The sequence below is a fragment of the Pseudomonas sp. GL-B-19 genome, assembly GCF_019956415.1.
Taxonomy (GTDB): domain Bacteria; phylum Pseudomonadota; class Gammaproteobacteria; order Pseudomonadales; family Pseudomonadaceae; genus Aquipseudomonas.
This window is the reverse complement of record NZ_JAHBDK010000013.1, coordinates 90,529-114,112: the sequence shown is the minus strand read 5'-3', so window position 1 is coordinate 114,112 and position 23,584 is coordinate 90,529. Positions and strand designations below refer to the sequence as shown.

General features: G+C 59.4%; 17 protein-coding genes. 2 read left to right on the top strand and 15 right to left on the bottom strand.

Annotation, left to right across the window (positions count from 1 at the left end; genetic code table 11):
• Positions 1-9 precede the first annotated feature (9 nt).
• From KGB06_RS02940 to ccoN (KGB06_RS02880), 13 genes are all read right to left on the bottom strand, one after another.
• A complete protein-coding gene (locus KGB06_RS02940) occupies positions 10-2,460 on the bottom strand; it encodes a heavy metal translocating P-type ATPase (protein WP_223511745.1) in 2,451 nt (816 codons plus the stop codon).
• 140 nt (positions 2,461-2,600) lie between these two features.
• Positions 2,601-3,140: a FixH family protein gene (locus tag KGB06_RS02935; protein WP_223511743.1), complete on the bottom strand. Its 540-nt coding sequence runs from the start codon at positions 3,138-3,140 to the stop codon at positions 2,601-2,603.
• 11 nt (positions 3,141-3,151) lie between these two features.
• Positions 3,152-4,567 carry a cytochrome c oxidase accessory protein CcoG gene (gene ccoG / locus KGB06_RS02930; protein WP_223511742.1) on the bottom strand — a complete coding sequence of 472 codons (1,416 nt, stop codon included), beginning with the start codon at positions 4,565-4,567 and terminating at the stop codon, positions 3,152-3,154.
• Between the two features lie 205 nt (positions 4,568-4,772).
• A complete protein-coding gene (locus KGB06_RS02925) occupies positions 4,773-5,183 on the bottom strand; it encodes a type II toxin-antitoxin system VapC family toxin (RefSeq protein WP_223511741.1) in 411 nt (136 codons plus the stop codon).
• The gene (locus tag KGB06_RS02920) at positions 5,183-5,437 is read right to left on the bottom strand and encodes a type II toxin-antitoxin system Phd/YefM family antitoxin (RefSeq protein WP_223511779.1); all 255 of its coding nucleotides are present in this window, start codon (positions 5,435-5,437) and stop codon (positions 5,183-5,185) included. The genes KGB06_RS02925 and KGB06_RS02920 overlap by 1 nt, the downstream gene beginning before the upstream one ends.
• 177 nt (positions 5,438-5,614) lie before the next feature.
• Positions 5,615-6,598 carry a cytochrome-c oxidase, cbb3-type subunit III gene (gene ccoP, locus KGB06_RS02915; protein ID WP_223511740.1) on the bottom strand — a complete coding sequence of 328 codons (984 nt, stop codon included), beginning with the start codon at positions 6,596-6,598 and terminating at the stop codon, positions 5,615-5,617.
• On the bottom strand, positions 6,595-6,780 hold the full coding sequence (locus tag KGB06_RS02910) for a CcoQ/FixQ family Cbb3-type cytochrome c oxidase assembly chaperone (RefSeq protein ID WP_003175465.1): 186 nt from the start codon (positions 6,778-6,780) through the stop codon (positions 6,595-6,597). Before KGB06_RS02910 ends, ccoP (KGB06_RS02915) begins: the two co-directional genes overlap by 4 nt.
• Positions 6,781-6,785: 5 nt before the next feature.
• On the bottom strand, positions 6,786-7,394 hold the full coding sequence (gene ccoO / locus KGB06_RS02905) for a cytochrome-c oxidase, cbb3-type subunit II (RefSeq protein WP_223511739.1): 609 nt from the start codon (positions 7,392-7,394) through the stop codon (positions 6,786-6,788).
• Positions 7,394-8,836 (bottom strand): cytochrome-c oxidase, cbb3-type subunit I, encoded by a 1,443-nt coding sequence (gene ccoN, locus KGB06_RS02900; RefSeq protein ID WP_223511738.1) that lies wholly within the window; start codon positions 8,834-8,836, stop codon positions 7,394-7,396. The genes ccoO (KGB06_RS02905) and ccoN (KGB06_RS02900) overlap by 1 nt, the downstream gene beginning before the upstream one ends.
• Positions 8,837-9,318: 482 nt before the next feature.
• Positions 9,319-10,272, bottom strand: a complete 954-nt coding sequence (gene ccoP, locus KGB06_RS02895) for a cytochrome-c oxidase, cbb3-type subunit III (RefSeq protein ID WP_223511737.1) — start codon at positions 10,270-10,272, stop codon at positions 9,319-9,321.
• Positions 10,269-10,466 carry a cbb3-type cytochrome oxidase subunit 3 gene (locus KGB06_RS02890; RefSeq protein WP_223511778.1) on the bottom strand — a complete coding sequence of 66 codons (198 nt, stop codon included), beginning with the start codon at positions 10,464-10,466 and terminating at the stop codon, positions 10,269-10,271. The genes ccoP (KGB06_RS02895) and KGB06_RS02890 overlap by 4 nt, the downstream gene beginning before the upstream one ends.
• A gap of 18 nt (positions 10,467-10,484) precedes the next feature.
• The gene (gene ccoO / locus KGB06_RS02885; protein ID WP_223511736.1) at positions 10,485-11,093 is read right to left on the bottom strand and encodes a cytochrome-c oxidase, cbb3-type subunit II; all 609 of its coding nucleotides are present in this window, start codon (positions 11,091-11,093) and stop codon (positions 10,485-10,487) included.
• A 10-nt stretch (positions 11,094-11,103) separates the two neighbouring features.
• The gene (ccoN, locus tag KGB06_RS02880) at positions 11,104-12,528 is read right to left on the bottom strand and encodes a cytochrome-c oxidase, cbb3-type subunit I (RefSeq protein WP_223511735.1); all 1,425 of its coding nucleotides are present in this window, start codon (positions 12,526-12,528) and stop codon (positions 11,104-11,106) included.
• A 111-nt stretch (positions 12,529-12,639) separates the two neighbouring features.
• Between ccoN (KGB06_RS02880) and KGB06_RS02875 the strand changes: the two genes are divergently transcribed.
• Positions 12,640-13,317, top strand: a complete 678-nt coding sequence (locus KGB06_RS02875) for an alpha/beta family hydrolase (RefSeq protein WP_223511733.1) — start codon at positions 12,640-12,642, stop codon at positions 13,315-13,317.
• A 133-nt stretch (positions 13,318-13,450) separates the two neighbouring features.
• Here KGB06_RS02875 and KGB06_RS02870 read toward each other — a convergent pair whose 3' ends face one another.
• The gene (locus KGB06_RS02870) at positions 13,451-13,918 is read right to left on the bottom strand and encodes a hypothetical protein (RefSeq protein WP_223511732.1); all 468 of its coding nucleotides are present in this window, start codon (positions 13,916-13,918) and stop codon (positions 13,451-13,453) included.
• Positions 13,919-14,130: 212 nt separating this feature from the next.
• Entirely contained in the window at positions 14,131-15,696 is a 1,566-nt protein-coding gene (locus tag KGB06_RS02865; protein ID WP_223511731.1) for a methyl-accepting chemotaxis protein, read from the bottom strand.
• Positions 15,697-16,018: 322 nt separating this feature from the next.
• On the opposite strand from KGB06_RS02865, the gene KGB06_RS02860 reads away from it, so the two are divergent.
• The gene (locus KGB06_RS02860) at positions 16,019-23,581 is read left to right on the top strand and encodes a type I polyketide synthase (RefSeq protein ID WP_223511730.1); all 7,563 of its coding nucleotides are present in this window, start codon (positions 16,019-16,021) and stop codon (positions 23,579-23,581) included.
• Positions 23,582-23,584: the final 3 nt, after the last annotated feature.

Here is a 23,584-nt window from a genome sequence, read left to right as displayed (position 1 = left end):
CGCGCTGGCTCAGGCCGGCAGCGGGCGGGTTTCTGGCGTGGCGGAGGCGGCCGGCATGCTCGGCAGGCGAGTCAGGCGCAGGGCGTTCAGCACCACGGTCAACGAACTGATCGACATGCCGACGGCGGCCCAGACGGGGGTAATCCAGCCGAGGGCAGCGAACGGCAACATGAGGCCATTGTACAACCCGGCCCACAGCAGGTTCTCGATGATAATCCGACGGGTTCGCCGCGCCAAACTGAAGGCTTGCACCAGCGCATCGAGGCGGTTGGACAGTAACACGGCATCGGCGCTGGTTTTCGCCAGATCGGTGGCCGAGCCCATCGCCACACTGATGTCGGCAGCAGCCAGCACCGGCACGTCGTTGACCCCGTCACCGAGCATCAATACCTTGCGGCCTTCCTTGTGCAGTTGTTGCAGGACCTGCAGTTTATCGTCCGGCCGTAAACCGCCACGGGCCTCGTCGATACCCAGCTCAGCAGCGACACTGGCGACCATCGGCGAGCTGTCGCCGGACAGCAGCAAGGTTCGCCAGCCCCGCGCCTTGCAGGCTTGCAGCAATGCCGGGGCATCGGCGCGCAAACGGTCGTCGAGGACAAACCACGCCAGTGGACCTTGAGTGTCGCCGAGCAGCAACCATTGGCCCGCTTCATCGGGCATCAAGGGCACGGATGCGCCACTGAGTTCGCAGACAAAACCTGGCTGGCCAATTCGCAATCGCTGGACGCCGACCAGGCCCTCAAGACCCAGCCCCGGCGTGCTGTGGACTTCTTCTGCGGCCAGTGGCGCGCGGCCAAAGGCTCGGGCGATCGGGTGTTCGGAGCGGTTTTCCAGTGCGGCAGCGAGGCTCAGGCAGCGGTCACTGTCGAGTGCGCCAAGGGGGCGGATTGAACGCAATGCCAGACGACCTTCAGTGAGGGTGCCGGTCTTGTCGAAGATTACCGTGTCGATCTGGTTCAAGCCTTCCAGCACATGACCGCGCGTCAGCAACAGACCGAGTTTGTGCAGCGTACCGGTGGCGGCGGTCAGCGCGGTTGGCGTCGCGAGGGACAAAGCGCACGGGCAGGTGGCGACGAGCATGGCCAGCACAATCCAGAAGGCTCGCGATGAATCGAGTTCCCACCACAACAGACCAATGGCAGCAGCGGCAATCAGCGACAACAGCAAAAACCACTGCGCGGCACGGTCGGCGATTTCCGCCAGGCGCGGCTTTTCGGCTTGTGCGCGGTCCAGCAGGCGGACAATGGCGGACAGTCGCGTGTCCTGGCCCAGTGCCAACACTTGCACCGTCAACGCCCCTTCAACGTTCAGCGTGCCGGCGGTCACTGCGTCGCCTGGCGTTCGCGGTTGCGGCAGGTATTCGCCGGTCAGCAGCGACTCGTCGATGCTCGACTGGCCATCGAGAATCTTGCCGTCCGCCGGCAGAATCGCGCCAGGGTGAACCAGTACCTGATCCCCCACACGTAACTCGGTGAGCAGGATTCGCTCGCTCTGGCCGTCAGTGTTCAGGCGCAGGCAAGAAGCGGGCAGCAGGTTGACCAGTTGTGCGGTAGCGGCGGCGGTGCGCTCGCGGGCTCGGCGTTCCAGATAGCGGCCGGCAAGAAGGAACAGCGCAAACATCCCGACCGCATCGAAATACAGCTCACCGGCGCCGGTGATCGAGGTCCAGATCCCGGCGAGGTAGGCGCTGCCAATCGCCAGTGAGACCGAAACGTCCATGGTCAGGTGGCGGGTGCGCAGGTCGCGCATTGCGCCTTTGAAAAAAGGTGCGCAACTGTAGAACACAATCGGTGTAGTCAGAAACAGCGCGACCCAGCGCAAAATGGTGTGCATTTCGGGGCTGAGGTCGATGTTGAATTCCGGCCAGGTGGCCATGGTCGCCATCATCGCCTGGAACCACAGCAGCCCGGCGACACCCAGTTGACGCAAGGCCAGACGGTTCTCGCTGGCGAGTTGTTCGCTGGCGCGGTCGGCTTGATAAGGGTGGGCCGCGTAACCGATATGGCGCAACTCACTGAGGACTTGGCTCAACGGTAATTGCGCGTCGGCCCAGCGTACGTGCAAGCGATGATTGGACAGGTTCAGCCGTGCTTCGGCCACTGCCGGCAAGCCGCGCAGGTGTTTCTCGATCAACCAGCCGCACGCGGCGCAGCTGATGCCTTCCATCAACAAGGTGGTCTCGGCGAGGTCGCCGTCGTGGCGCACGAAAGGTGCTTGCACGTCGGCGCGGTCGTACAGCGCCAGTTCGTCCACCAACTGCACCGGCAAGGCTTCGGGGTTGGCCGAGGACTCGCTGCGATGCTGGTAATAGCTTTCCAGCCCACCCGCCACGATAGCTTCGGCCACCGCCTGGCAACCCGGGCAGCAAAACTCGCGGGTATCACCCAGGACCGCAGCGGTGAAGCGGCTGCCGGCCGGGACGGGCAGGGCGCAGTGGAAGCAGGGGGTTGGAGTGGTCATGAGGTGGAGTCTATATCGTTCGGGTGGGCCTCATCGCGAGCAGGCTCGCTCCCACATGTGATCGATGTCATGCACAAGGTCTGTGTACACCAGAGATCCACTGTGGGAGTGAGCCTGCTCGCGATGCGCGAAGCGCGACTTTACTTTTTCAGGTCTTCGGCACCTTGCAGCGGTTCATCGCCCAGCAGCAGGTCTTTGTCGTGGCTGACCGGTTCTTCTTCGAACATGCGCCAGGTCTTGTCGCCTTCGACCCCCAGCAACTCTACAAAGCGACGGCCTTCGACCTTGTCGCTCAGTTGACCAATGTAGCGGCCCTGTTCTGTGTCGCTGTGGACGAGGGTGATTTTGCGATCCTTCTCCGGCTGAGTCGGCGAGATCAGATTCAGTTCGAGGGTTTTCGGTTGGCTGTTGCCGCTCAGGTGCAGGTCGACTTCACCGGTTATGCCATCCAGATGAACACTGGCGCGCAGTTGCAGGGTCTGGGCCAGCAGTTCACGGTCGAGTGAGCGATTGATGCCTTTGCCAGCCTCGTAGTAGTTGTCGTTCACCAGGTCGATCGGGTGATTCACCGCGATGGTCACCATGGACAAGGTCAGGGTCACCGAACAGGCCAGAATCCCGATGATGATCCACGGCCAAAGGTGCTTGTACCAGGGACTTGCGGCAGATGCTGCGGGCATGGCGACTTCTCTCAACGAATTTGTGGGCCGATGAATCGGCTCTTGGCTTCAACGTGAACGCTGTCGTCATCGGCATCCTTGAGGATGAATTTCACCTCGTTGGTGCTCGATGGCAGTTTTTCCGGTGCGCTGGACAACTCTACCGGCTGGCTGAATATTTCCCCGGCCGCGACTTTGATCTCGCGCTTGCCTTGCAGCTTGAGGTCCGGCAAACCGGTGGCCTCCAGCACGTAAGTGTGGTCGCGCTGGTCTTTGTTCATGATTTTCAAGCTGTAGACGTTTTCGATTCGGCCTTCGGCATTCTCGCGGTACAGCACGCGGTCTTTACTGACGTCGAAACCGACCAGCGAACGCATGAAGAACGCGGTGATCAACAACGAAATCATCGTCAGCAGCACCAAGGCATAGCCGATCAGGCGCGGGCGCAGTTTATGGGTTTTTTGCCCGGACAGGTTGTGTTCGGTGGTGTAGCTGATCAGGCCACGTGGGTAGTCCATCTTGTCCATGATGGCATCGCATGCGTCGATACAGGCGGCGCAACCGATGCACTCGATTTGCAGGCCGTCGCGGATGTCGATGCCGGTCGGGCAGACCTGGACGCACATGGTGCAATCGATGCAATCGCCCAGGCCTTGTGCCTTGTAGTCGATGCCTTTCTTGCGCGGGCCACGGGACTCGCCACGACGTGGATCGTAGGAAACGATCAGTGTGTCCTTGTCGAACATCACGCTCTGGAAACGAGCGTACGGGCACATGTAAATGCACACTTGCTCGCGCAGCCAGCCGGCGTTGCCGTAGGTGGCGAGGGTGAAGAAACCGACCCAGAAATACGACCAGCCATCTGCTTCGCCGGTGAAGAAGTCGAACACCAGTTCACGGATCGGCGAGAAGTAACCGACAAAGGTCAGGCCGGTCACAAAACCGATCAACAGCCACATCGAATGCTTGCTGAATTTACGCAGGAGTTTGTTGGCGCTCATCGGCGCTTTGTCGAGCTTGATGCGCTGGTTGCGGTCGCCTTCGGTGACTTTTTCGCACCACATGAAAATCCACGTCCAGACGCTTTGCGGGCAGGTATAACCGCACCACACGCGACCGGCGTACACCGTAATGAAGAACAGGCCGAAGGCACTGATAATCAAAATCCCCGACAACAGGATGAAATCCTGAGGCCAGAACGTTGCACCAAAAATAAAGAATTTACGCTCCGGCAGGTTCCACCAGACGGCTTGATGACCGCCCCAGTTCAGCCAGACCGTGCCGAAATACAACAGAAACAAAAAGGCGCCGCCCATCATCCGCAGATTGCGGAAAAGGCCAGTGAAAGCGCGGGTGTAGATCTTTTCTCGAGAGGCGTAGAGGTCGACGCTGTTGTTCGCGTTCTTGTTGGGTGGAGTGACGTCGTGTACCGGAATCTGGTTGCTCATCGTTGCATCCCACGGCAGTGGAAAAATGCCCCGGTCAGTACATGCCAACCGCGGTCAAAAAGGGGTGTTGCAGTGGCGCAATGATACGCCTGAAGCTCTGGCACAAGGGTGCGACCTTTGGTCACGTTGGTGGAAATCAACTGACGGTGTAATGACTTGAATCAATTGACTTGTGAATTATGGACGGTTTTGCAGGGCGGCGGGTTCATTCGTCCCATGGGTTGATCAGCGCAACACCGCTGGATTGAAAGTCGCTGGTGTTACGGGTGACCACTGTAAGCCCGTGAACGAGTGCCGTCGCAGCGATCAGGGCATCGCTTTCGTTGGCGCGGTCCGGAACATGCAGGCTGGCACAGCGCAATGCCACGGCGGCATCGATCGGCAGGATTCTGGCATCGAAGGCCGGTATCACGTGTCGTTTTAGCCAGGTGCGCAATACCTTTCCCTGGACGGGATCGCGCCGCTCCATTCGCAGCACCCCGGTCTCCAGTTCCTTCAAGGTAATGGCTGAAATAAACATTCGTGGGGCGATGATACTTTTGGCCCAGGCGACGACGTTTGCGTCTGCCTGGGGTTTGCGTAATTCGGATATTACGTTGGTGTCGAGCAAGAACATCAGGACAGGTCCACGGGTCGATGATTGATGACGGCACGCTCGGTGTCGAACTCGATGTCTGCCGCTTCCGGCATCACCAACAGGTCGACAATGTTTGCGTTGATGCCGGTCAGTTTTTGGTACTCCTCAATGCTTAGCAGTACGTGGGCAGGTCTGCCACGGTCGGTGATGATAACCGGCCCCTGAAGCGTGGCTTTTTTGGCACTACTTGTGTCCTGATTGAATTCACGGCTGGAAATGGTGGTGATGGCCATCATGTGTGTCCCTCCTGAAAATGCTTTGTAGAAACGTTACTACTCGGCAGGTTGTCAGGCAACCTCAGAAGGGATGCAGAGCGCTACCATCGGTCGCTGTATTAATGCGATTGAAACAAAACGGCCCCGCCAATTATCATTGGCGGGGCCGTTTTTTTGTTGCCTTAAGCGTGTGTCTTACTGAGCGTCTGTCGCCAGTGCTTTCTCACCTTGAGAGAGGCTGTAGACGTAAGCGGCCAGCAGGTGAACCTTGTCGTTGCCTTGCAGCTGTTCTTGCGCAGGCATCTGGCCCTGACGGCCGTAACGGATGGTCTGCTGCAATTGAGCGAAGCTCGAACCGTAGATGAACGCGCTCGGGTGAGTCAGGTTCGGTGCGCCCATCGCTGGCGTACCTTTGCCTTCCGGACCGTGGCAGGCCACGCAGTTGGCAGCGAACAGCTTCTGGCCGGCAACCGGGTCAGCCTTGGTGCCTTCCGGCAGTTTGCGGCCATCGAGGTTGGTCAGTACAAACGCTGCAACGTCGGAAACGCCTTGCTCGCCGATCACGTCCGCCCATGCCGGCATGACCGCGTGGCGGCCGCCCATGATGGTGGTCTTGATGGTTTGTGCTTCGCCGCCCCAACGCCAATCAGCGTCAGTCAGGTTAGGGAAACCGTAAGCGCCCTTGGCGTCGGAACCGTGGCAGACCGAGCAGTTGGAGGCAAACAGACGGCCACCCATCTTCAGGGCTTGCGGGTCTTTGGCGACTTCTTCGATAGGCATGGAAGCGAACTTGGCGAAGATCGGGCCGAACTTGGCGTCCGACTTGGCCATTTCCTTTTCCCACTCGTGTACGCCGGTCCAGCCGGTCTGGCCGTTGGCGAACGCGGTCTGCTTCTCTGTATCGAGGTAGCTGTAACCCGGCAGCAAGCCTTTCCAGTTGCCCAGGCCCGGGTACAACACCAGATAGCCCAAGGCGAAAATGATGGTGCCCACGAACAGCATGAACCACCATTTTGGCAGTGGGTTGTCGTACTCCTCAATCCCGTCGAAGGAGTGTCCAACCGTATCTTCCGTCTGCTCGGTGCGCTGACCCTTGCGGGTGGACAGCAGCAGCCAGGTCAGGGCGAAGATGGTGCCGAGAGTGAGGACTGTGACGTACAGACTCCAGAATGTAGTCATTCTTTGTTACTCCTAGAAGCTTGCTCGACGTGCTTGATGGCTTCGGGATCATCCGCGAAAGGCAGCAAGGTCGCGTCTTCAAACTCCGACTTGCGCTTGGGGCTGAACACCCACAACGCCAGACCGATGAAGGCCACCATCACAACAACGGTGCCCAGGCCACGAATCATCCCGATATCCATCTAAATCACCGTTTGCTTTTGATGATGGTGCCCAGGCCTTGCAGATAGGCCACCAGCGCGTCCATTTCGGTTTTGCCCTTCACAGCATCCTTGGCACCGGCGATGTCTTCGTCGGTGTAAGGGACGCCGAGCGCGCGCAAAACTTCCATTTTCTTGGCGGTGTCTTTGCCGTCGAGCTTGTTTTCCACGAGGAACGGGTAAGCCGGCATGACCGACTCAGGCACCACGTTACGCGGGTTGTACAAATGCGCACGCTGCCAGTCATCAGAGTAACGACCGCCGACACGGGCCAGGTCCGGACCGGTACGCTTGGAACCCCACAGGAACGGGTGATCCCAGACGCTTTCACCGGCGACCGAGTAGTGGCCGTAACGTTCGGTTTCAGCACGGAACGGGCGGATCATCTGCGAGTGGCAGCCGACACAGCCGTTGGCGATGTAGATATCGCGGCCTTCCAGTTCAAGGGCGGGGCGCGGCTTCATGCCTTCGACCGGCTTGTTGGTGACGTCCTGGAAAAACAGCGGAACGATCTGGGTCAGGCCGCCGATGCTGACGGCGATAACCATGAAGAAGGCCAGCAGGCCAATATTCTTCTCGACTGCTTCATGCTTCATCAGTGAGCTCCAACTACAGCGATCTGTTCGGCGGCTTTGGCTTCTGCCGGGTTCGAGGCGCGTACGGTACGCCATACGTTGTAGGCCATGAACAGCATGCCGCTGGCAAAGAACGCACCGCCCAGGGCGCGAACGATGAAGCCAGGGTGGCTGGCTTGCAGCGCTTCGACGAACGAGTAGGTGAGGGTGCCGTCATCGTTGATTGCACGCCACATCAGACCCTGGGTGATGCCGTTGACCCACATCGAAGCGATGTACAGAACGGTGCCGATGGTCGCGAGCCAGAAGTGCGCGTTGATCAGGCCGACGCTGTACATCTGCGGGCGACCGAACAGTTTCGGGATCATGTGGTAAACCGCGCCGATCGAGATCATCGCTACCCAGCCCAAGGCGCCGGCGTGTACGTGGCCGATGGTCCAGTCGGTGTAGTGAGACAGCGCGTTGACGGTCTTGATGGCCATCATCGGGCCTTCGAAGGTCGACATGCCGTAGAACGCCAGCGACACGACCAGGAAGCGCAGGATCGGGTCGGTGCGCAGCTTATGCCAGGCGCCCGAGAGGGTCATCATGCCGTTGATCATGCCGCCCCAGCTTGGTGCCAGCAGAATGATCGACATTGCCATGCCCAGCGACTGAGCCCAGTCCGGCAGAGCGGTGTAGTGCAGGTGGTGCGGACCGGCCCAGATGTACAGGGTGATCAGCGCCCAGAAGTGCACGATAGACAGGCGATAGGAGTAGATCGGACGCTCGGCCTGCTTCGGAACGAAGTAGTACATCATCCCCAGGAAGCCGGTGGTCAGGAAGAAACCGACCGCGTTGTGGCCGTACCACCACTGGATCATCGCGTCAGTCGCACCGGCGTAAGCCGAGTAGGACTTGAACAGGCTGACCGGCAGCGACATGTGGTTGACGATGTGCAGCATCGCAGTCACGACGATGAAGGCGCCGTAGAACCAGTTACCGACATAGATGTGCTTGGTCTTGCGCTTGACGATGGTGCCAAAGAACACCAGTGCGTAAACGATCCAGACAACGGCCAGCAAAATAGCCAGAGGCCATTCCAGCTCCGCGTATTCCTTGCTGGTGGTGTAGCCCAGCGGCAAAGTAATGCCGGCACCGACGATCACCGCTTGCCATCCCCAGAAGTGGAAGGCCGCGAGGCTGTCGGAAATCAGTCGCGTTTGGCAGGTTCGCTGCACGACGTAATAAGAAGTGGCAAACAGTGCACAACCACCGAAGGCGAAAATCACCAGGTTGGTGTGCAACGGGCGTAAGCGTCCAAAAGTCGTCCACGGCAGACCGAAGTTCAATTCCGGCCATACAAGCTGTGAGGCGATGAAGACACCGAGCCCCATGCCAAGGATCCCCCAGACCACCGTCATGATGGCGAACTGGCGGACTACCTTATAGTTATAAGCAGTCGGACTGATTGCTGTGCTCATTCTAAGGTTCCACGGTTTGGGTGTTTTATTAGGAGTAAAAATCGGCCGCAAGTATGGAGAAAGCAGGGGGTCATTGCAACGCGCCATGACCCCGGTCAAGGCTTTCTAAAGCTGATTCTGCGGCCTTTCCATGCGCCGCGTAGGGACAAAATCGCCCAAGGGAAAAATGTCGCCGCGGACGAAAATGGTAAGGGGGTCCGGTCAGTTGTAACGGGACGTGTTCAAACGCAACGATCGAGTGACCGACGGCAATTGGCGCGACAGCCGGTATCTACCAGCCTTTGCGGGTTGTCATCGAACAGAATCGTCGAACACATCGGCTAAAAACGACCCGGAACCGGCTCATGCCAGTCCGCACGGAGGAAGCTTAGACCCGAATCTGGTGAACCGAAAGAAAGAGCAAGGGGAGGGTGCGACAATGAGTCGCAAAGGAGCAGGGAACTGCCGCATCCGGGAGAATGCGGCAGCAGAGCGGTCGAGAATTATTCGGTTTTGCCTTCAGCCTGCAAACGCTCGGTGCCGGCACCGTGGGACAGGCTGTACACGTAAGCGGCCAGCAGTTGCACTTTGTCGTTGCCGAGCAATTCGTTCTGCGCCGGCATATGGCCCTGGCGACCATGGCGAATGGTCTGCTGCAATTGCGCCAGGCTCGTACCGTAAATAAAGCCGGACGGGTGCGTCAGATTCGGCGCGCCCATGGCTTCAGTCCCCTGGCCGTTTGCCCCATGACAGGCGACGCAGGTGGTGCTGAACAGTTGCTGTCCGGCTTGCAGGTCGGCGCCGCTGTCGGCAGGCAACGGCAGGCCAGCCAAGTCATGGCGTACGTACGCCGCGACATTTTTCACGCCGGCCTCTCCGAGGATTTCACCCCAGGCCGGCATCGCCGCCATGCGACCGCCCATGATCGTGGTTTTGATCATTTGGGCGTCGCCGCCCCAGCGCCAATCGCTGTCCGCCAGGTTCGGGAAGCCAAACGCGCCCTTGGCATCCGAGCCGTGGCAGACCGAGCAGTTGGACGCAAACAGGCGGCCGCCCATTTTCAGCGCTTGCGGGTCCTTGGCCACTTCTTCTACCGGCATGGCGGCGAATTTGGCGAAGATCGGACCGAACTTGAAGTCGGCCATATCCATTTCCTTTTCCCACTCATGCACGCCGGTCCAGCCGTTTTCATAGCCCGGCAAAATGCCTTTCCAGTTGCCCAGGCCCGGATAAAGGATCAGGTAACCCACGCCAAACACCAGCGTGCCGACAAACAGCATGAACCACCACCGCGGCAACGGGTTGTCGTATTCCTCGATGCCGTCGAAGCTGTGGCCCATGGTCTGGTCGACGCTGCCCTTGGTTTCGCCCTTGCGGGTGGCGATCAGCAGCCAGGTCAGGCCGATCAGGCTGCCGATGGTCAGTACGCAGATCCACGTACTCCAGAAGGTGGTCATGGCCGGGTACTCCTTGTTTCTGGTTCTTGGGTGGTGTCGGGTTGTGGCTCATCGGCGAACGGCAGCAAACGTGCTTCGGCAAATTCCGCAGTGCGCTTGTTGTTGAACACCCACAGCGTCAGGCCGACGAAGGCCACAAACACCACGACCGTGCCTAAGCCTCGGATCATTCCACTGCTCATTTCGCTCGCTATAAAAGACATGGGCATGCTTCACCTCTTGCTCTTGATGGCAGTGCCGAGCACTTGCAGGTAGGCAACCAAAGCGTCCATTTCGGTCTTGCCCTTGAGCGAGGCGACTGCGCCAGCGATGTCGTCCTCGGTGTACGGCACGCCGAGGGTGCGCATGGCGCGGATCTTGGTTTCGGTGTGGCTACTGTCGAGTTGATTGGCCACCAGCCATGGATAGGCAGGCATTTTCGATTCCGGCACCACGTTGCGCGGGTTGTACAAGTGCGCGCGATGCCAGTCTTCCGAGTAGCGACCGCCGACTCGCGCCAGGTCCGGCCCGGTGCGCTTGGAACCCCACAGGAACGGGTGATCCCAGACGCTTTCACCGGCGACCGAGTAGTGGCCGTAGCGTTCAGTCTCGGCACGGAATGGGCGAATCATTTGCGAGTGGCAACCGACGCAACCTTCGCGGATGTAAATGTCGCGACCTTCCAGTTGCAGCGCGGTGTAGGGCTTCATGCCTTCCACCGGTTTATTGGTCACGTCCTGAAAGAACAGCGGGACGATCTGGGTCAGACCGCCGATGCTCACGGCCAGCACCATCAACAGCAACAACAGGCCGACGTTTTTCTCGATTGTTTCGTGTTTCATGGCGGACTCCTCAAGCCATCTGCGCGGCAGCGGCGACGTCGGCAGGCTGCGAGGCCTGTACGGTGCGCCAGGTGTTGTAAGCCATCAGGAACATGCCGCTGAGGAAGATCGCCCCGCCCACCAGCCGCACGATGAAGCCTGGGTGACTGGCCACCAGGGTTTCGACGAAGGAGTAGGTCAGCGTGCCGTCTGCGTTGACTGCGCGCCACATCAGGCCCTGGGCGATGCCGTTGACCCACATGGACGCGATGTACAGCACGGTGCCGATGGTCGCGAGCCAGAAGTGCGCGTTGATCAGGCCGACGCTGAACATCTGCTCGCGGCCAAAGACTTTTGGGATCATGTGGTACAGCGCGCCGATGGAAATCATCGCCACCCAGCCGAGTGCCCCGGCGTGAACGTGACCGATGGTCCAGTCGGTGTAGTGGGAGAGGGCGTTGACAGTCTTGATCGCCATCATCGGCCCTTCGAAGGTCGACATGCCGTAGAACGCCAGCGACACCACGAGGAAGCGCAGGATCGGGTCGCTGCGCAACTTATGCCAGGCGCCCGAGAGCGTCATCATCCCGTTGATCATCCCGCCCCAGCTGGGTGCCAACAGGATCAAGGACATCACCATGCCCAGCGACTGTGCCCAGTCCGGCAGCGCGGTGTAGTGCAAATGGTGCGGGCCGGCCCAGATGTACAGGGTGATCAGCGCCCAGAAGTGCACGATGGACAGGCGATAGGAATACACCGGCCGCTCGGCCTGCTTCGGCACGAAGTAGTACATCATCCCGAGGAAACCGGCGGTGAGGAAAAAGCCCACGGCGTTGTGGCCGTACCACCACTGCACCATGGCATCGGTTGCACCGGCATACACCGAGTAGGACTTGGTGAAACTCACTGGCAGCTCAATGTTGTTGACGATGTGCAGAATCGCCACGGTGACGATGAACGCACCGAAGAACCAGTTACCGACATAGATGTGCTTGGTCTTGCGCTTGGCCAGTGTGCCGAAGAACACGATGGCGTAGGCGACCCAGACGATGGTGATCAGAATGTCTATCGGCCATTCCAGCTCGGCGTATTCCTTGGAACTGGTGTAACCCAGGGGCAAGGTGATGGCCGCCAACAGGATCACCAGTTGCCAACCCCAGAAGCAGAATGCAGCGATTTTCGGTGCAAACAGCTGGGTCTGACAGGTGCGTTGCACCGAATAGAACGAACTGGCAAACAAGGCGCAACCGCCGAAGGCGAAGATCACGGCGTTGGTGTGCAGGGGGCGCAACCGCCCGAAACTGGTCCACGGCAAATTGAAGTTGAGTTCGGGCCAGACCAATTGGGCCGCGAGAAAAACCCCGAGCCCCATACCGACGATGCCCCACACCACCGTCATAATGGCGAATTGGCGGACCACCTTGTAGTTGTAGGCGGTACTGATAGAAGTGTTCATGGTTCCCCATCCACGGTTCAGCCGAAGTGAAGGCCCGTCTTCGCGAGTAAGCCGCGCAAGGCAGACGCTCCCTTCGCCTGGAGTTATAGGCAGACTAAAAGCGAGGCAAGCATGGACAAACAGCACATGGCCAGTATTGACGGGGATCAATGGGCGCGGTGCGTGCGGGATCACGGATGGTTGTGGAATGCAGCTGTTTCGCCGGCATCGGCGACACTGATCCTCGCCCACGGTGCCGGCGCGCCGATGGACAGTGGCTGGATGAACGACATGGCTGCACGCCTTGCCGATCAAGGCATCGACGTGGTGCGCTTCGAGTTTCCATACATGGCGCAACGGCGCATTGATGGGGGTAAACGCCCCCCCAATCCAGCCCCGAAACTGCTGGAATGCTGGCGTGAGGTGTATGCCCAGGTGCGACGCCATGTCACTGGGCCTCTGGCCATCGGCGGCAAGTCCATGGGCGGGCGTATGGCGAGTTTGCTCGCAGATGAACTGGGGGCGGATGCGCTGGTGTGCCTGGGGTATCCGTTTTATGCGGTGGGCAAGCCGGAGAAGCCGCGGGTTGAGCATTTGGCCGGGTTGAAGACGCGGACGTTGATTGTGCAGGGTGAGCGCGATGCGCTAGGAAACCGTGAGGCGGTGGAGGCTTACACGTTGGCACCGGGGATCGAGGTGTTCTGGTTGGCGGCGGGGGATCATGACTTGAAGCCGTTGAAGGTTTCGGGGTTTACGCATGAGCAGCATTTGGCGGCTGCGGCGCGGAAGGTTGCCTTATTCCTTCAGTGATATCTGCGGTGCCAGTCATGGCCTCTTCGCGGGCAAGCCCGCTCCTACAGTGGAATGTGTAACCCCTGTGGGAGCGAGCCTGCTCGCGATAGCGATCTGACTGACAGTGCACACTGCCTCTGGTCAACCGGATTTACTGGTCGTCTCTTTTCAATTGGAATGTGCCGTTCGGATTCATGCGATGGGTTTTAAATACTGCGTTGAAATCGCCTTGAACAGTTCCCTTAATCGGGTCGAGGTGGATCGTCAGTTCCGCATCATCGGCATCGACAACTCTGAAACCGGTGAATCCGGGAGGAGCTGGAATAGAGTAGGTATGGGAAACATGCAGCTTTTGACCGTCTCTCAGCTTGTAAGTGTTTTCTAGCACGTTGTCGTCGATGTAAGGCACCATCAACAGAAAACTGTAGAGGTTCTCTTCATCGCCCGAGCCAGTCGAACCGTCGAAGACCCAGCTTTCTTCGCCGGTAGGCTCGAACAGGCTTCGGTAAAAAGTGGTGTGCTCGGCCTGTTTTGGGTCATCCCCGAAGTTCCAGTGAAAATCGTTTCCTGGTGCCTGAATACTGTTCGCTTTCGGAATGAATATATCTTTGGTGCTCATTGCGAAATCCTTCTCTGCTATATGGGTATTAATCAAAGACCGACGGTGTGTCGGTGATCGATAGATATCCTCCTTCGATACAGGAACCGTCTACTGTCATATCTGACAGGTCCGTTCTGTCCTTCAGCGAGTCGCCAGCAAACTCAGGTATTTCAGCCATAAAAAAACCCGGAGGTTTTTCACCGTCCGGGTTTTCGTTTTACCTATAGCAATCAGCGGTTAAACCGCTCCACCAACGAATACTGGGTATTCGCAGTTTTCGTCAGCTCTTCACTCAACAATGCCGAGTGTTGAGCCTGTTCTGACGTCTGATCCGCCAAGTGCGAAATGTTGCTGATGTTGCGGCTGATTTCCTCGGCCACCGCACTTTGCTCTTCAGTCGCCGCCGCGATCTGAGTGGTCATGTCGGTGATGTTGGCCACCGCTTCGCTGATCCCCACCAATGCCTGATCCGCTTCCAGCACTCGCGCCACGCCTTCTTCGGCCTGACGATGCCCGGCTTCCATGGTTTGCACCGCCGTACTCGCCGTTTGCTGCAACTTGGCGATCAGGGCGTGGATCTGCCCGGTGGATTCGCTGGTGCGTTGCGCCAGTTGGCGAACTTCGTCCGCGACCACCGCAAAACCACGGCCCATCTCGCCAGCGCGGGCTGCTTCGATGGCGGCGTTCAAGGCCAGCAGGTTGGTCTGGTCGGCGATGCCTTTGATCACATCGACCACGCCGCCGATTTCGTCGCTGTCCTTGGCCAGTTGGGTCACGGTCAGGCCGGTTTCACCCACCACCACCGACAGGCGCTGAATGGCTTCGCGGGTTTCCCCTGCGATGTCGCGGCCGCGACCGGTCAGACGATTGGCTTCCTGGGTGGCGTCGGCGGTGCGCTGTACGTGGCTGGCGACTTCCTGAGTGGTAGCGGCCATCTGGTTGACGGCGGTGGCCACTTGTTCGGTTTCGACGCGCTGACGTTCCAGGCCGCTGGAGCTGTTGTGCGCCAGGGCGTCGGATTGCTTCGCTTGCTCGGTCAGGTGCTCGGCGGTGTCCTGCAGACGGGTCAGGCAGGTTTTCAGGCGGGCTTCCTGGCTGAGGATCGACATTTCCAGTTGCGCCTGAGCGCCACGGCTGTCGGTGTACATCTGCGCGATCAGCGGGTCGGACGTGGTCTGTTCGGCCAGGCGCAGCAGACGCTTGAGCCCACGCTGTTGCCAGCTCAAGCCTATCAGGCCCAACGGCACCGACAGGCCAGCGGCCAGGGCAAAGCCCCATTGGGACGACAGCGAGGCACCGATCATGAAGCTCACCTGGCTGACCAGAATGAACGGTAGCCAATCCTGAAGCACCGGCAGCCATTTATCAGTCGATGGAATGGCGGACTTGCCCTGGTTGATGCGTTGGTAGAGTGCTTCGGCACGCTGGATCTGTTCGGCGGTGGGTTTGATCCGCACCGACTCGTAACCGGTCACCTGGTTGCCATCGAAAACCGGTGTCACGTAAGCGTTCACCCAATAGTGATCACCGTTCTTGCAGCGATTCTTGACGATGCCCATCCATGGCAAGCCTTGTTTCAGCATGCCCCACATGTGCGCGAACACCGCCGCAGGAACATCGGGGTGGCGGACCAGGTTGTGCGGTGCACGGATCAGCTCCTCACGAGAAAACCCGCTGATCTCGACGAACGCGTCGTTGCAGTAGGTGATCACGCCCTTGGCATCGGTGGTGGAAATCAACCGTTGCTGAGCCGGGAAGGTTCGTTCGCGTTGGGTTATGGGCTGGTTGTTACGCATGGCTATTTCAATCCGCAAGGCTTTCAAGCGTTGTCGGCCGAGTCGCGAATTTGATGAGTGTTTTTTTGCAGCATCTGACATCAGTTGTCGTAATTTCGCAGCGCGGATGAAGGTCGATCTGTCCGGAAATTGGGCTTTCAGGTTTCCCTTGAGGCGATGCATGCGTATGATCTGTCGCTCTTTTGTGTAGGGTTTTTCCCTACGTTCGCGGTTGGATCAGTACATAGCACTCAAGATGTAGCCGGATATCCAGCATTTACATTAATAGAATTTGATTGTTGTTCAGCTTGGAAAAGGGCTGGGGATTAAAGGATTAGCTTCAATGCGTAAAAAAGTTGCAATCATAGGGACGTCTCTCCGGTTTCCAGGCTCTACTTCTGCAACTTTTTGGCCGCACCTGCTAGATAGGCAGAACTTTATTACCCAGGTGGATTCTTCTCGCTGGTCTAAAGACGAATTCCTGCACCCGGACAAAGCAAACCCTGCAACGTCCTATACTTTAGCTTCCGGAACCCTGGGCGATATTTCGACCTTCGACGCCGGATTCTTCAATATCTCTCCTCGTGAAGCGGCGGTCATGGATCCTCAGCAGCGTTTGTTGCTGGAGCTTGGCTGGGAAGTGTTCGAGAACGCCGGCGTCAAGCCGTCGAGCCTGCGTGGTAGCAATTGCGGTGTTTACCTGGGCATTGCCAGTGTCGACTACGGCTACCGTCTGGCCCATGACCTGTCGATGATCGACGCCGCCACCGCCACCGGCAATACCAACAGCATCGCGGCCAACCGGTTGTCTTTTTTCTATGACCTGCAAGGTCCGAGCATGGCCATCGACACGGCGTGCTCTTCTTCCCTGATCGCTTTTCACCAGGCTTGCCAGGCCATTCAGAGCGGCGAAATCGAACAGGCGATTACCGGTGGGGTCAGCCTGCACCTGCATCCTTTCGGCTTTCTGATCTTTTCCAAGGCTTCAATGCTGTCGCGCACCGGGCAATGCCATGTGTTCGATGAGTCTGCGGACGGCTATGTACGCTCCGAGGGCGGTGGACTGTTCTATCTGAAGGATTACGACAAAGCGATCGAGGATGGCAACCAGATCCTCGCGGTCGTTGCCGGCAGTGCGGCCAATACCGATGGGCGCAAATCGACGCTGACCCTGCCGAGTGCAGATGCGCAGATTGCCCTGATGAAACAGGCCTACAACACAGCGGGCATTGATGCGGCAGATATCGATTACCTGGAGGCTCACGGCACGGGTACGCCAGTCGGCGATCCAATCGAGAGCCAGGCCATCGGTGAGGCACTGGGTCAGCAACGCCCGGCGGATCAGCCACTCCTGATCGGTTCGATCAAAAGCAACATCGGCCACCTTGAGGCTGCCTCCGGCGTCGCCGGGCTGATGAAAGCGCTGTACTGTGTGATCGAACGCAAGGTGCCGGCCACCATTGGCATCAAGAAGCTCAATCCGAATATTCCTTTCGCCGATCTCAACCTGAGTGTGGTCACCGAAACCCTGGCCCTAAAATCCAGCGGAAAACTGGTGGTCGGGGTTAACTCCTTCGGTTTCGGCGGGGCCAACGCCCACGTGATTCTGGAAAGCCCACCGCAGGTAACGCAAGCCCCGAGCCCAACGCAACAATTCGTGCCGCTGATGGTTTCTGCCAAGGACAGCACCGCCCTGGCGGCCCAGTGTGAACAGCTCGCGCAGTTCATGTCCGTGCCGGACGCGGCAAGCCTTTATGATGTTGCCTATCAGTCACTGGTGCGCCGCGAACTGCACCCGCAAAGGGTTGTGGTGTTCGGTGCGCAGGCTCAGGACAGCGCTCAGGCACTCCTGGATTTCGCCACGGAACCCGGTGTTCCGGCGTTGTCGACGGTGCTGGAAAGTGGTCGCGCCCTGGATCAGGCCAAAGGACCTGTGTTCGTTTTCTCCGGTAATGGATCGCAGTGGCAGGGCATGGGCAAGTCATTGCTGGCCGACCCGCTGTTCCATCAGGCAGTTGCCGAACTGGACGCGATTTTCCAACCGCTGGCCGGTTATTCGTTGATCGCCGAACTGGCGGGCGAGCTGGGCGAAGACCGTTATCAGCTGACTGAATTTGCACAGCCAGCGCTGTTTGCCTTGCAGGTGGGGGTTACCCGCATGCTGGCCGAAAAAGGCGTCGTGCCGATGGCCGTCATTGGCCACAGCGTGGGTGAAGTCGCTGCCGCCTGGGCGTGCGGGGCGCTGACGCTGAGCGACGCCACCGCCGTGATCTACCATCGCAGTCGCTTGCAAGGCTTGACCAAGGGCTGCGGCAATATGTCGGCGGTCGGCTTGTCGGGTGCAGAGACCGCGAGCCTGTTGCAGGCGCTTTGTCTGGACAACGAGCTGGTGGTCGCTGGCGACAACAGTTTCAAAGGGGCGACTGTCGCCGGTCTGCCGGCTGCATTGGAGCGCCTGGAGAATGCACTGACCGAGCGTCAGGTTTTTGCTCGTCGCCTGGGACTCGATTACGCGTTCCACTCGCCGGCGATGGATGTGATTGCCGATCAGGTGGTCGAAGCCTTGAGCAGCATCGTCCCGGGGCCTGCCCGTATTCCAATGTATTCGACCGTGACCGGCGACCTGTTGGCTGGCGAATATCTGGACGCCGAATACTGGTGGAAAAACATTCGTTATCCGGTGCTGTTCAAGTCTGCCAGTGAGGCCCTCGTCGAGCAGGGCTACAACGTCTTCGTGGAGGTCGGACCCCATCCGATCTTGCGCGCCTATGTGGCCGACGCACTGACCCGTCAGGAACTGGACGGTGTCGTGATCCCGACGGTGCTGCGCGGTGAGCAAACCTCACAGTTGATCGATCGCACGCTGGCGAAAGTGCTGATCGCCGGTGTCGACATCGATCTGCAATGCGTGTTTCCCGATGTCGGGCGTTTCGTGCAACTGCCCAATTACGCCTGGCAGCGCGAACGTCACTGGCTTGCCGACTCACCCGAATCAAACGGCAACCTGCACCGTGAACGCGTCCACCCGCTGCTGGGTTACCCGCTGCCCGAGCACGAGTTCACCTGGGACAACCGTCTGGATACGCAGCTGTTCCCGTCGCTCGGTGACCACCGGGTGGGCGACTCGGTGTTGTTCCCGGGGGCGGGTTTCACCGAACTCGCGCTGGCAGCGGCATTGCAGTATCAACCCGGCGAGTTTGTTGAAATCGAAGAGCTGGAAATTCACAGCCCTCTCTTGCTGCATTCGGATTTCAGCAAAAAAGTCCGCGTAACCATCGACAGCAGTGACGGAACGCTTTCCATCGTGTCGCGCACCACCGCCCAGGCTGAGCCGTGGGCGCAGCATGTGGTTGCCAGGCTTCCGGGTGAAGCACGCGGCGGCATGCTGGCCTGCGCCGCTCCGGCCTTGCCGACGCGTGCACCGGATTTCAACGCGTCCGGGCACTTGGCGCTGACCCGGGTCGTCGGCCTGAATTATGGTCCGGCTTATCAAGTGGTCGAGGCCGGCTGGATCGAGGGCAACCAGGTATTGGCGCGCTTGACGGTCCCGGCGCTGATCGAGGCCGAACTGAACACTCTGAATTTGCACCCGGCGCTGCTGGACGGTGCTTTCCAATTGATCACCCAGCTGTTGAGCCAGGATGCCGGGTGCCGCAAAGACCTGGCCTTTATCCCGGTAAAACTGGGGCGGATCTGCTTTGCTGCCGGCAGTCCTGCGCCTTGCCTGGCCCAGGTCACCCTGGTGAAACGCTCAGAGCATTCGTTGCTGGCGGATTTCACGCTGTTCGATGCCCAAGGCAATGCGGTCATCTGCATCAAGGACGCGCGTTTTCGTGGGGTACGGCTGCACAAGGATCGCAGTGGCGACATCAAGCTGGCGGACTTTGTCGGGGTTGCCAAACCCTATCCCGCCAATGAGCGTGCCATGCCAATGGCCGGTTCACAGCTGCAGGTGAAGCTGCAGCAGCACCTTGGCACGCTCGCGGGTGATCACGGGTTGGCCCGGTATGCCAATGAAATCGACCCGTTGCTTGATGGCCTGTGCGGCAGCTTCCTGCTCGAAGCCGTCGAGAAACTCGGCGGTCAACTGACGCGGCAGCAGTACGCCACTTGGGAATCCGGCAGTTATCTTGACCATTTGCTGGATCAAGCCATAGAGGATGGCAGCCTGGTCACGGTCGGCAACGACGCCTGGCAGTTGGCCGACCAGGGTGAACGCTCGAGTGCACAGGACATCTGGCAGGAACTGTTCCGCAGTTATCCCGAGCACTTCCAGATCATTCATTCAGTTGGCCGCATCGGCATGCACTTGCTGGAGCTGATCAGCGGGCAGATGAGTCTTGCGCAACTTTTGCCGAGGGAAACCACGCCCGCCGTATTGACCCGCCTGGTGCTCGGAGCTTGCGGCCACTACGCATTGCTGGGCGGTTTGCGAGAGCACATTGCTCAACGCTTGAGCGCTCTGCCTGACGGGCAGCGCTTGCGTATTCTCGAGCTTGGCTTCGAGGGCGCGCCTTTGGCGGCTGATCTTTGTGTCGGGCTGGATTTTGATCGGGTCGATTATCAGTACGTGGCGCAGAACGTTGAAGCGTTGTCGATGCTCCAGGCTGACTTTCCGGATCTACAGGTGCTGAACCTTGAAGATGCGGAAAAAGTCGCCCAGGTGCCGGCGAACTGTTTCGATCTGGTCCTCGTCGCCACTGATCTGGCACCGCTGGAAGCACTCAGTCAAGGCCTGCAACAGGGTGCCGCAAGGTTGTGTGCCAATGGCGAAGTGCTGCTGCTCGCGCAACATCCTGCACGTTGGGCTGACTTCACCTTCGGCGCCGAACCTTCCTGGTGGCTGGCCCGACAGGGGCAGCAGGCGCTATCGGCGCAACAGACGCCGGGCTTCTGGCAGCAGGAACTGCGGCGTCATGGCCTGACGGTATCCGGGCCGCTGGAGTTTATTCCGGATTCGGCATCCGGCAGTTATCTATTGGTGGCCGCCAAAGATGAGGTGAAGACACTCGCGGTTGCTCCCGAATATCCGCGTCATCGCTGGTTGCTGGTCGCCGACGAGCAAGGGCCTGAAGGGCCATTTGCCCAGGCACTGGCGTCGGTCTTGCGTGAGCAAGGTCAGGACGCCGCACTCCTCGCACCGGGCTCGGCAGTGGTTCTGGCGCAACAGTTAATTGAAGAGGCCGCGGCGCCTCAGCACATTGTGATGCTCGCTGGTTTGTTCGCCACCCAAGGGCTGGATGCGCAGGCGGATCGGTGCATGCTCGCCGCAGCCATCACTCAGGCCTGTGAGTCGGCCGGCATTGCCGCCGATTGCTGGTTACTGACCTCCGGCGCCGCTGTTCATCTGCTGCCGCAAGGCGCCCGGCCGGAAACGACTGTGCCGGACATTGCCGACGCGGCCTTGTGGGGCTTCGGTCGGACCCTGAGCAACGAAGCTGTCGGCTGTCGTGTCCGTCTACTCGATCTGGCGATGGGCGCCGGTGTCGAGCATCTGGCTCAGGCACTGCTCAACGCTGATGAAGAAACCGAACTGGCGATCAGTGCGGCGGGTGATCGTTATGTCGCACGGCTGCGAATCCAGCCAGATGAGTTGTCGCGTAATGCCGCGCTGGAGGCACCGGCGCAGGTCAAGCTCGGGTTCGATTTGCCGGGGCAGTTGCGCCATTTGCGCTGGGAAGCACGAGCGCCACGGGTGCCGGCTGACGACGAACTGGATATTGACGTTCAGGCGACGGGTCTCAATTTCCGCGATGTCATGTACGCGTTGGGCCTGCTGTCCGATGAAGCGATCGAAAATGGCTTCTCGGGACCGACGCTTGGCTTCGAGTTTGCTGGCGTGGTGCGGGACAAAGGCGCGCTGGTCGAAGGCGATTTTCAGCCGGGCGACCGAGTCGTCGGCTTCGGTCCGTCAAGCTTTGCCAATCGTCTGGTCACCAACGCCAATGCGGTGGCACGCATTCCTGACGGTATGTCTTTCGAGGCAGCGGCGACCATCCCGAGTACCTTCTTCACTGTGTACTACGCGGTGCATCACTTGGCGCGCCTTGAGCCGGGAGAGAAGATTCTGATTCACGGCGCAGCGGGCGGCGTGGGTATTGCCGCGATCCAGATTGCCAAATGGTGCGGTGCCGAAATTTATGCCACCGCGGGCAGCGACGAAAAGCGCGATTTCCTGCGGCTGATGGGCGTCGAGCATATCTTTGACTCGCGTTCGTTGGCGTATGCCGATGACATCCTGGCCATCACCGATGGCCGCGGCGTGGATGTGGTACTCAACTCGCTGGCGGGCGAGGCGATCAATCGCAATTTGCGGGTACTCAAGCCGTTTGGCCGGTTCCTCGAACTGGGCAAGCGCGACTTCTACCAGAACACCAAAATCGGTCTGCGACCTTTCCGCAATAACATCAGCTACTTTGGCATCGACGCCGACCAACTGATGAGCGAACGCCCGCAGCTGACCCGTCGGCTGTTCGGCGAAATGATGGAGCTGTTCCGCGAGGGCGTTCTGAGCCCGTTGCCTTATCGCGCTTTCGATGCCAATGAAGTGGTCGAAGCGTTCCGCTACATGCAGCAGGCACGTCAGATCGGCAAGATTGTCGTGACGTATCGCACGCCGATCCAGGGCGTTGTCGCGACGTCGGTCGCGCCAGCACCGAGGTTGACCCTGGCCGCGAACGCCAGCTACCTGGTCACCGGCGGTCTCAGCGGTTTTGGCCTGCGCAGCGCGCAATGGCTGGTGGAAAAAGGCGCTCGTCATCTGGTCCTGCTAGGTCGTCGTGGCGCCGCGACGGAGGAGGCGCAACCCTTGTTGGCGCTGTGGCGCGAGCAGGGTATCGAGGTCCAGGCGCTGGCCTGTGACATCACCGACCGCGCGCAATTGGCGTCCGTCATGGCGCGCATTGACGCCAGCGGCCAGCCATTACGTGGCGTGGTGCATGCGGCAACGGTGTTCGATGACGGTTTGATCCGCAATTTGACCCGCGAACAACTGCAACGCGTCTTGGAGCCCAAGGCCAAGGGAGCGCAGTACCTGCATGAGTTGACGGCCCGTTTGCCACTGGACTTCTTCGTGCTGTTCTCTTCGGCAACCACCTTGTTCGGTAATCCGGGGCAGGCCAACTACGTTGCCGCCAACCATTGGCTCGAAGCACTGGCGCGCCATCGCCTGGTGCTGGGGTTGCCGGCCACTAGCGTGCTCTGGGGGGCCATTGATGACGCGGGTTTCCTGGCTCGCAATCAGGATATTAAGGACGCTCTGCAAAGTCGCATGGGCGGTGCAGCCTTGCAATCGCAAGCGGCGCTGCAGACCCTGGAACGCTTGCTGTTGCAGCGTCGTTCGGGGCTAGGCGTGCTGGAGCTGGACTGGAAGGCGCTGTCGCGCTTCCTGCCGGCAGGCGGCTCGCCCAAGTTCAATGAACTGGCCAGGTTGCACGGTGGTGAGCAGGACGAAGAAAGCGATGCCGACGATATTCAGCGGTTGTTGGCCGAAATGGATGACCCTGAGCTGATCGAGCTGTTCAGTGAAATGCTCAAGCAGGAAATCAGCGAAATCCTTCGTTTGCCAACCAGTAAACTGGACGCCACCCGACCGCTTCAAGAGTTGGGTCTGGACTCGTTGATGAGTGTCGAGCTGGTGGTGGCGGTCGAGGAGCGCTTTGGTGTTCGTCTGCCGGTCATGGAGCTGAGCGAAGCGTCGAGCATCGGCAAGATCACCGTTCGAATCCTTGAACTCCTGCGCGGTAATCAGCAAGGCGATGTGCAACCGGATGCCGAAAATAATCTGCAGCCTCTGGCGAGCGAAACGTTTTCACGTCATGGCGTCGACATTTCCCGTGACGATATCGCGCAGTTGAGCGCGGGCCTCAGCGCTCAGGATTCCAAACTTTCACGCTTGATTAATTGATCC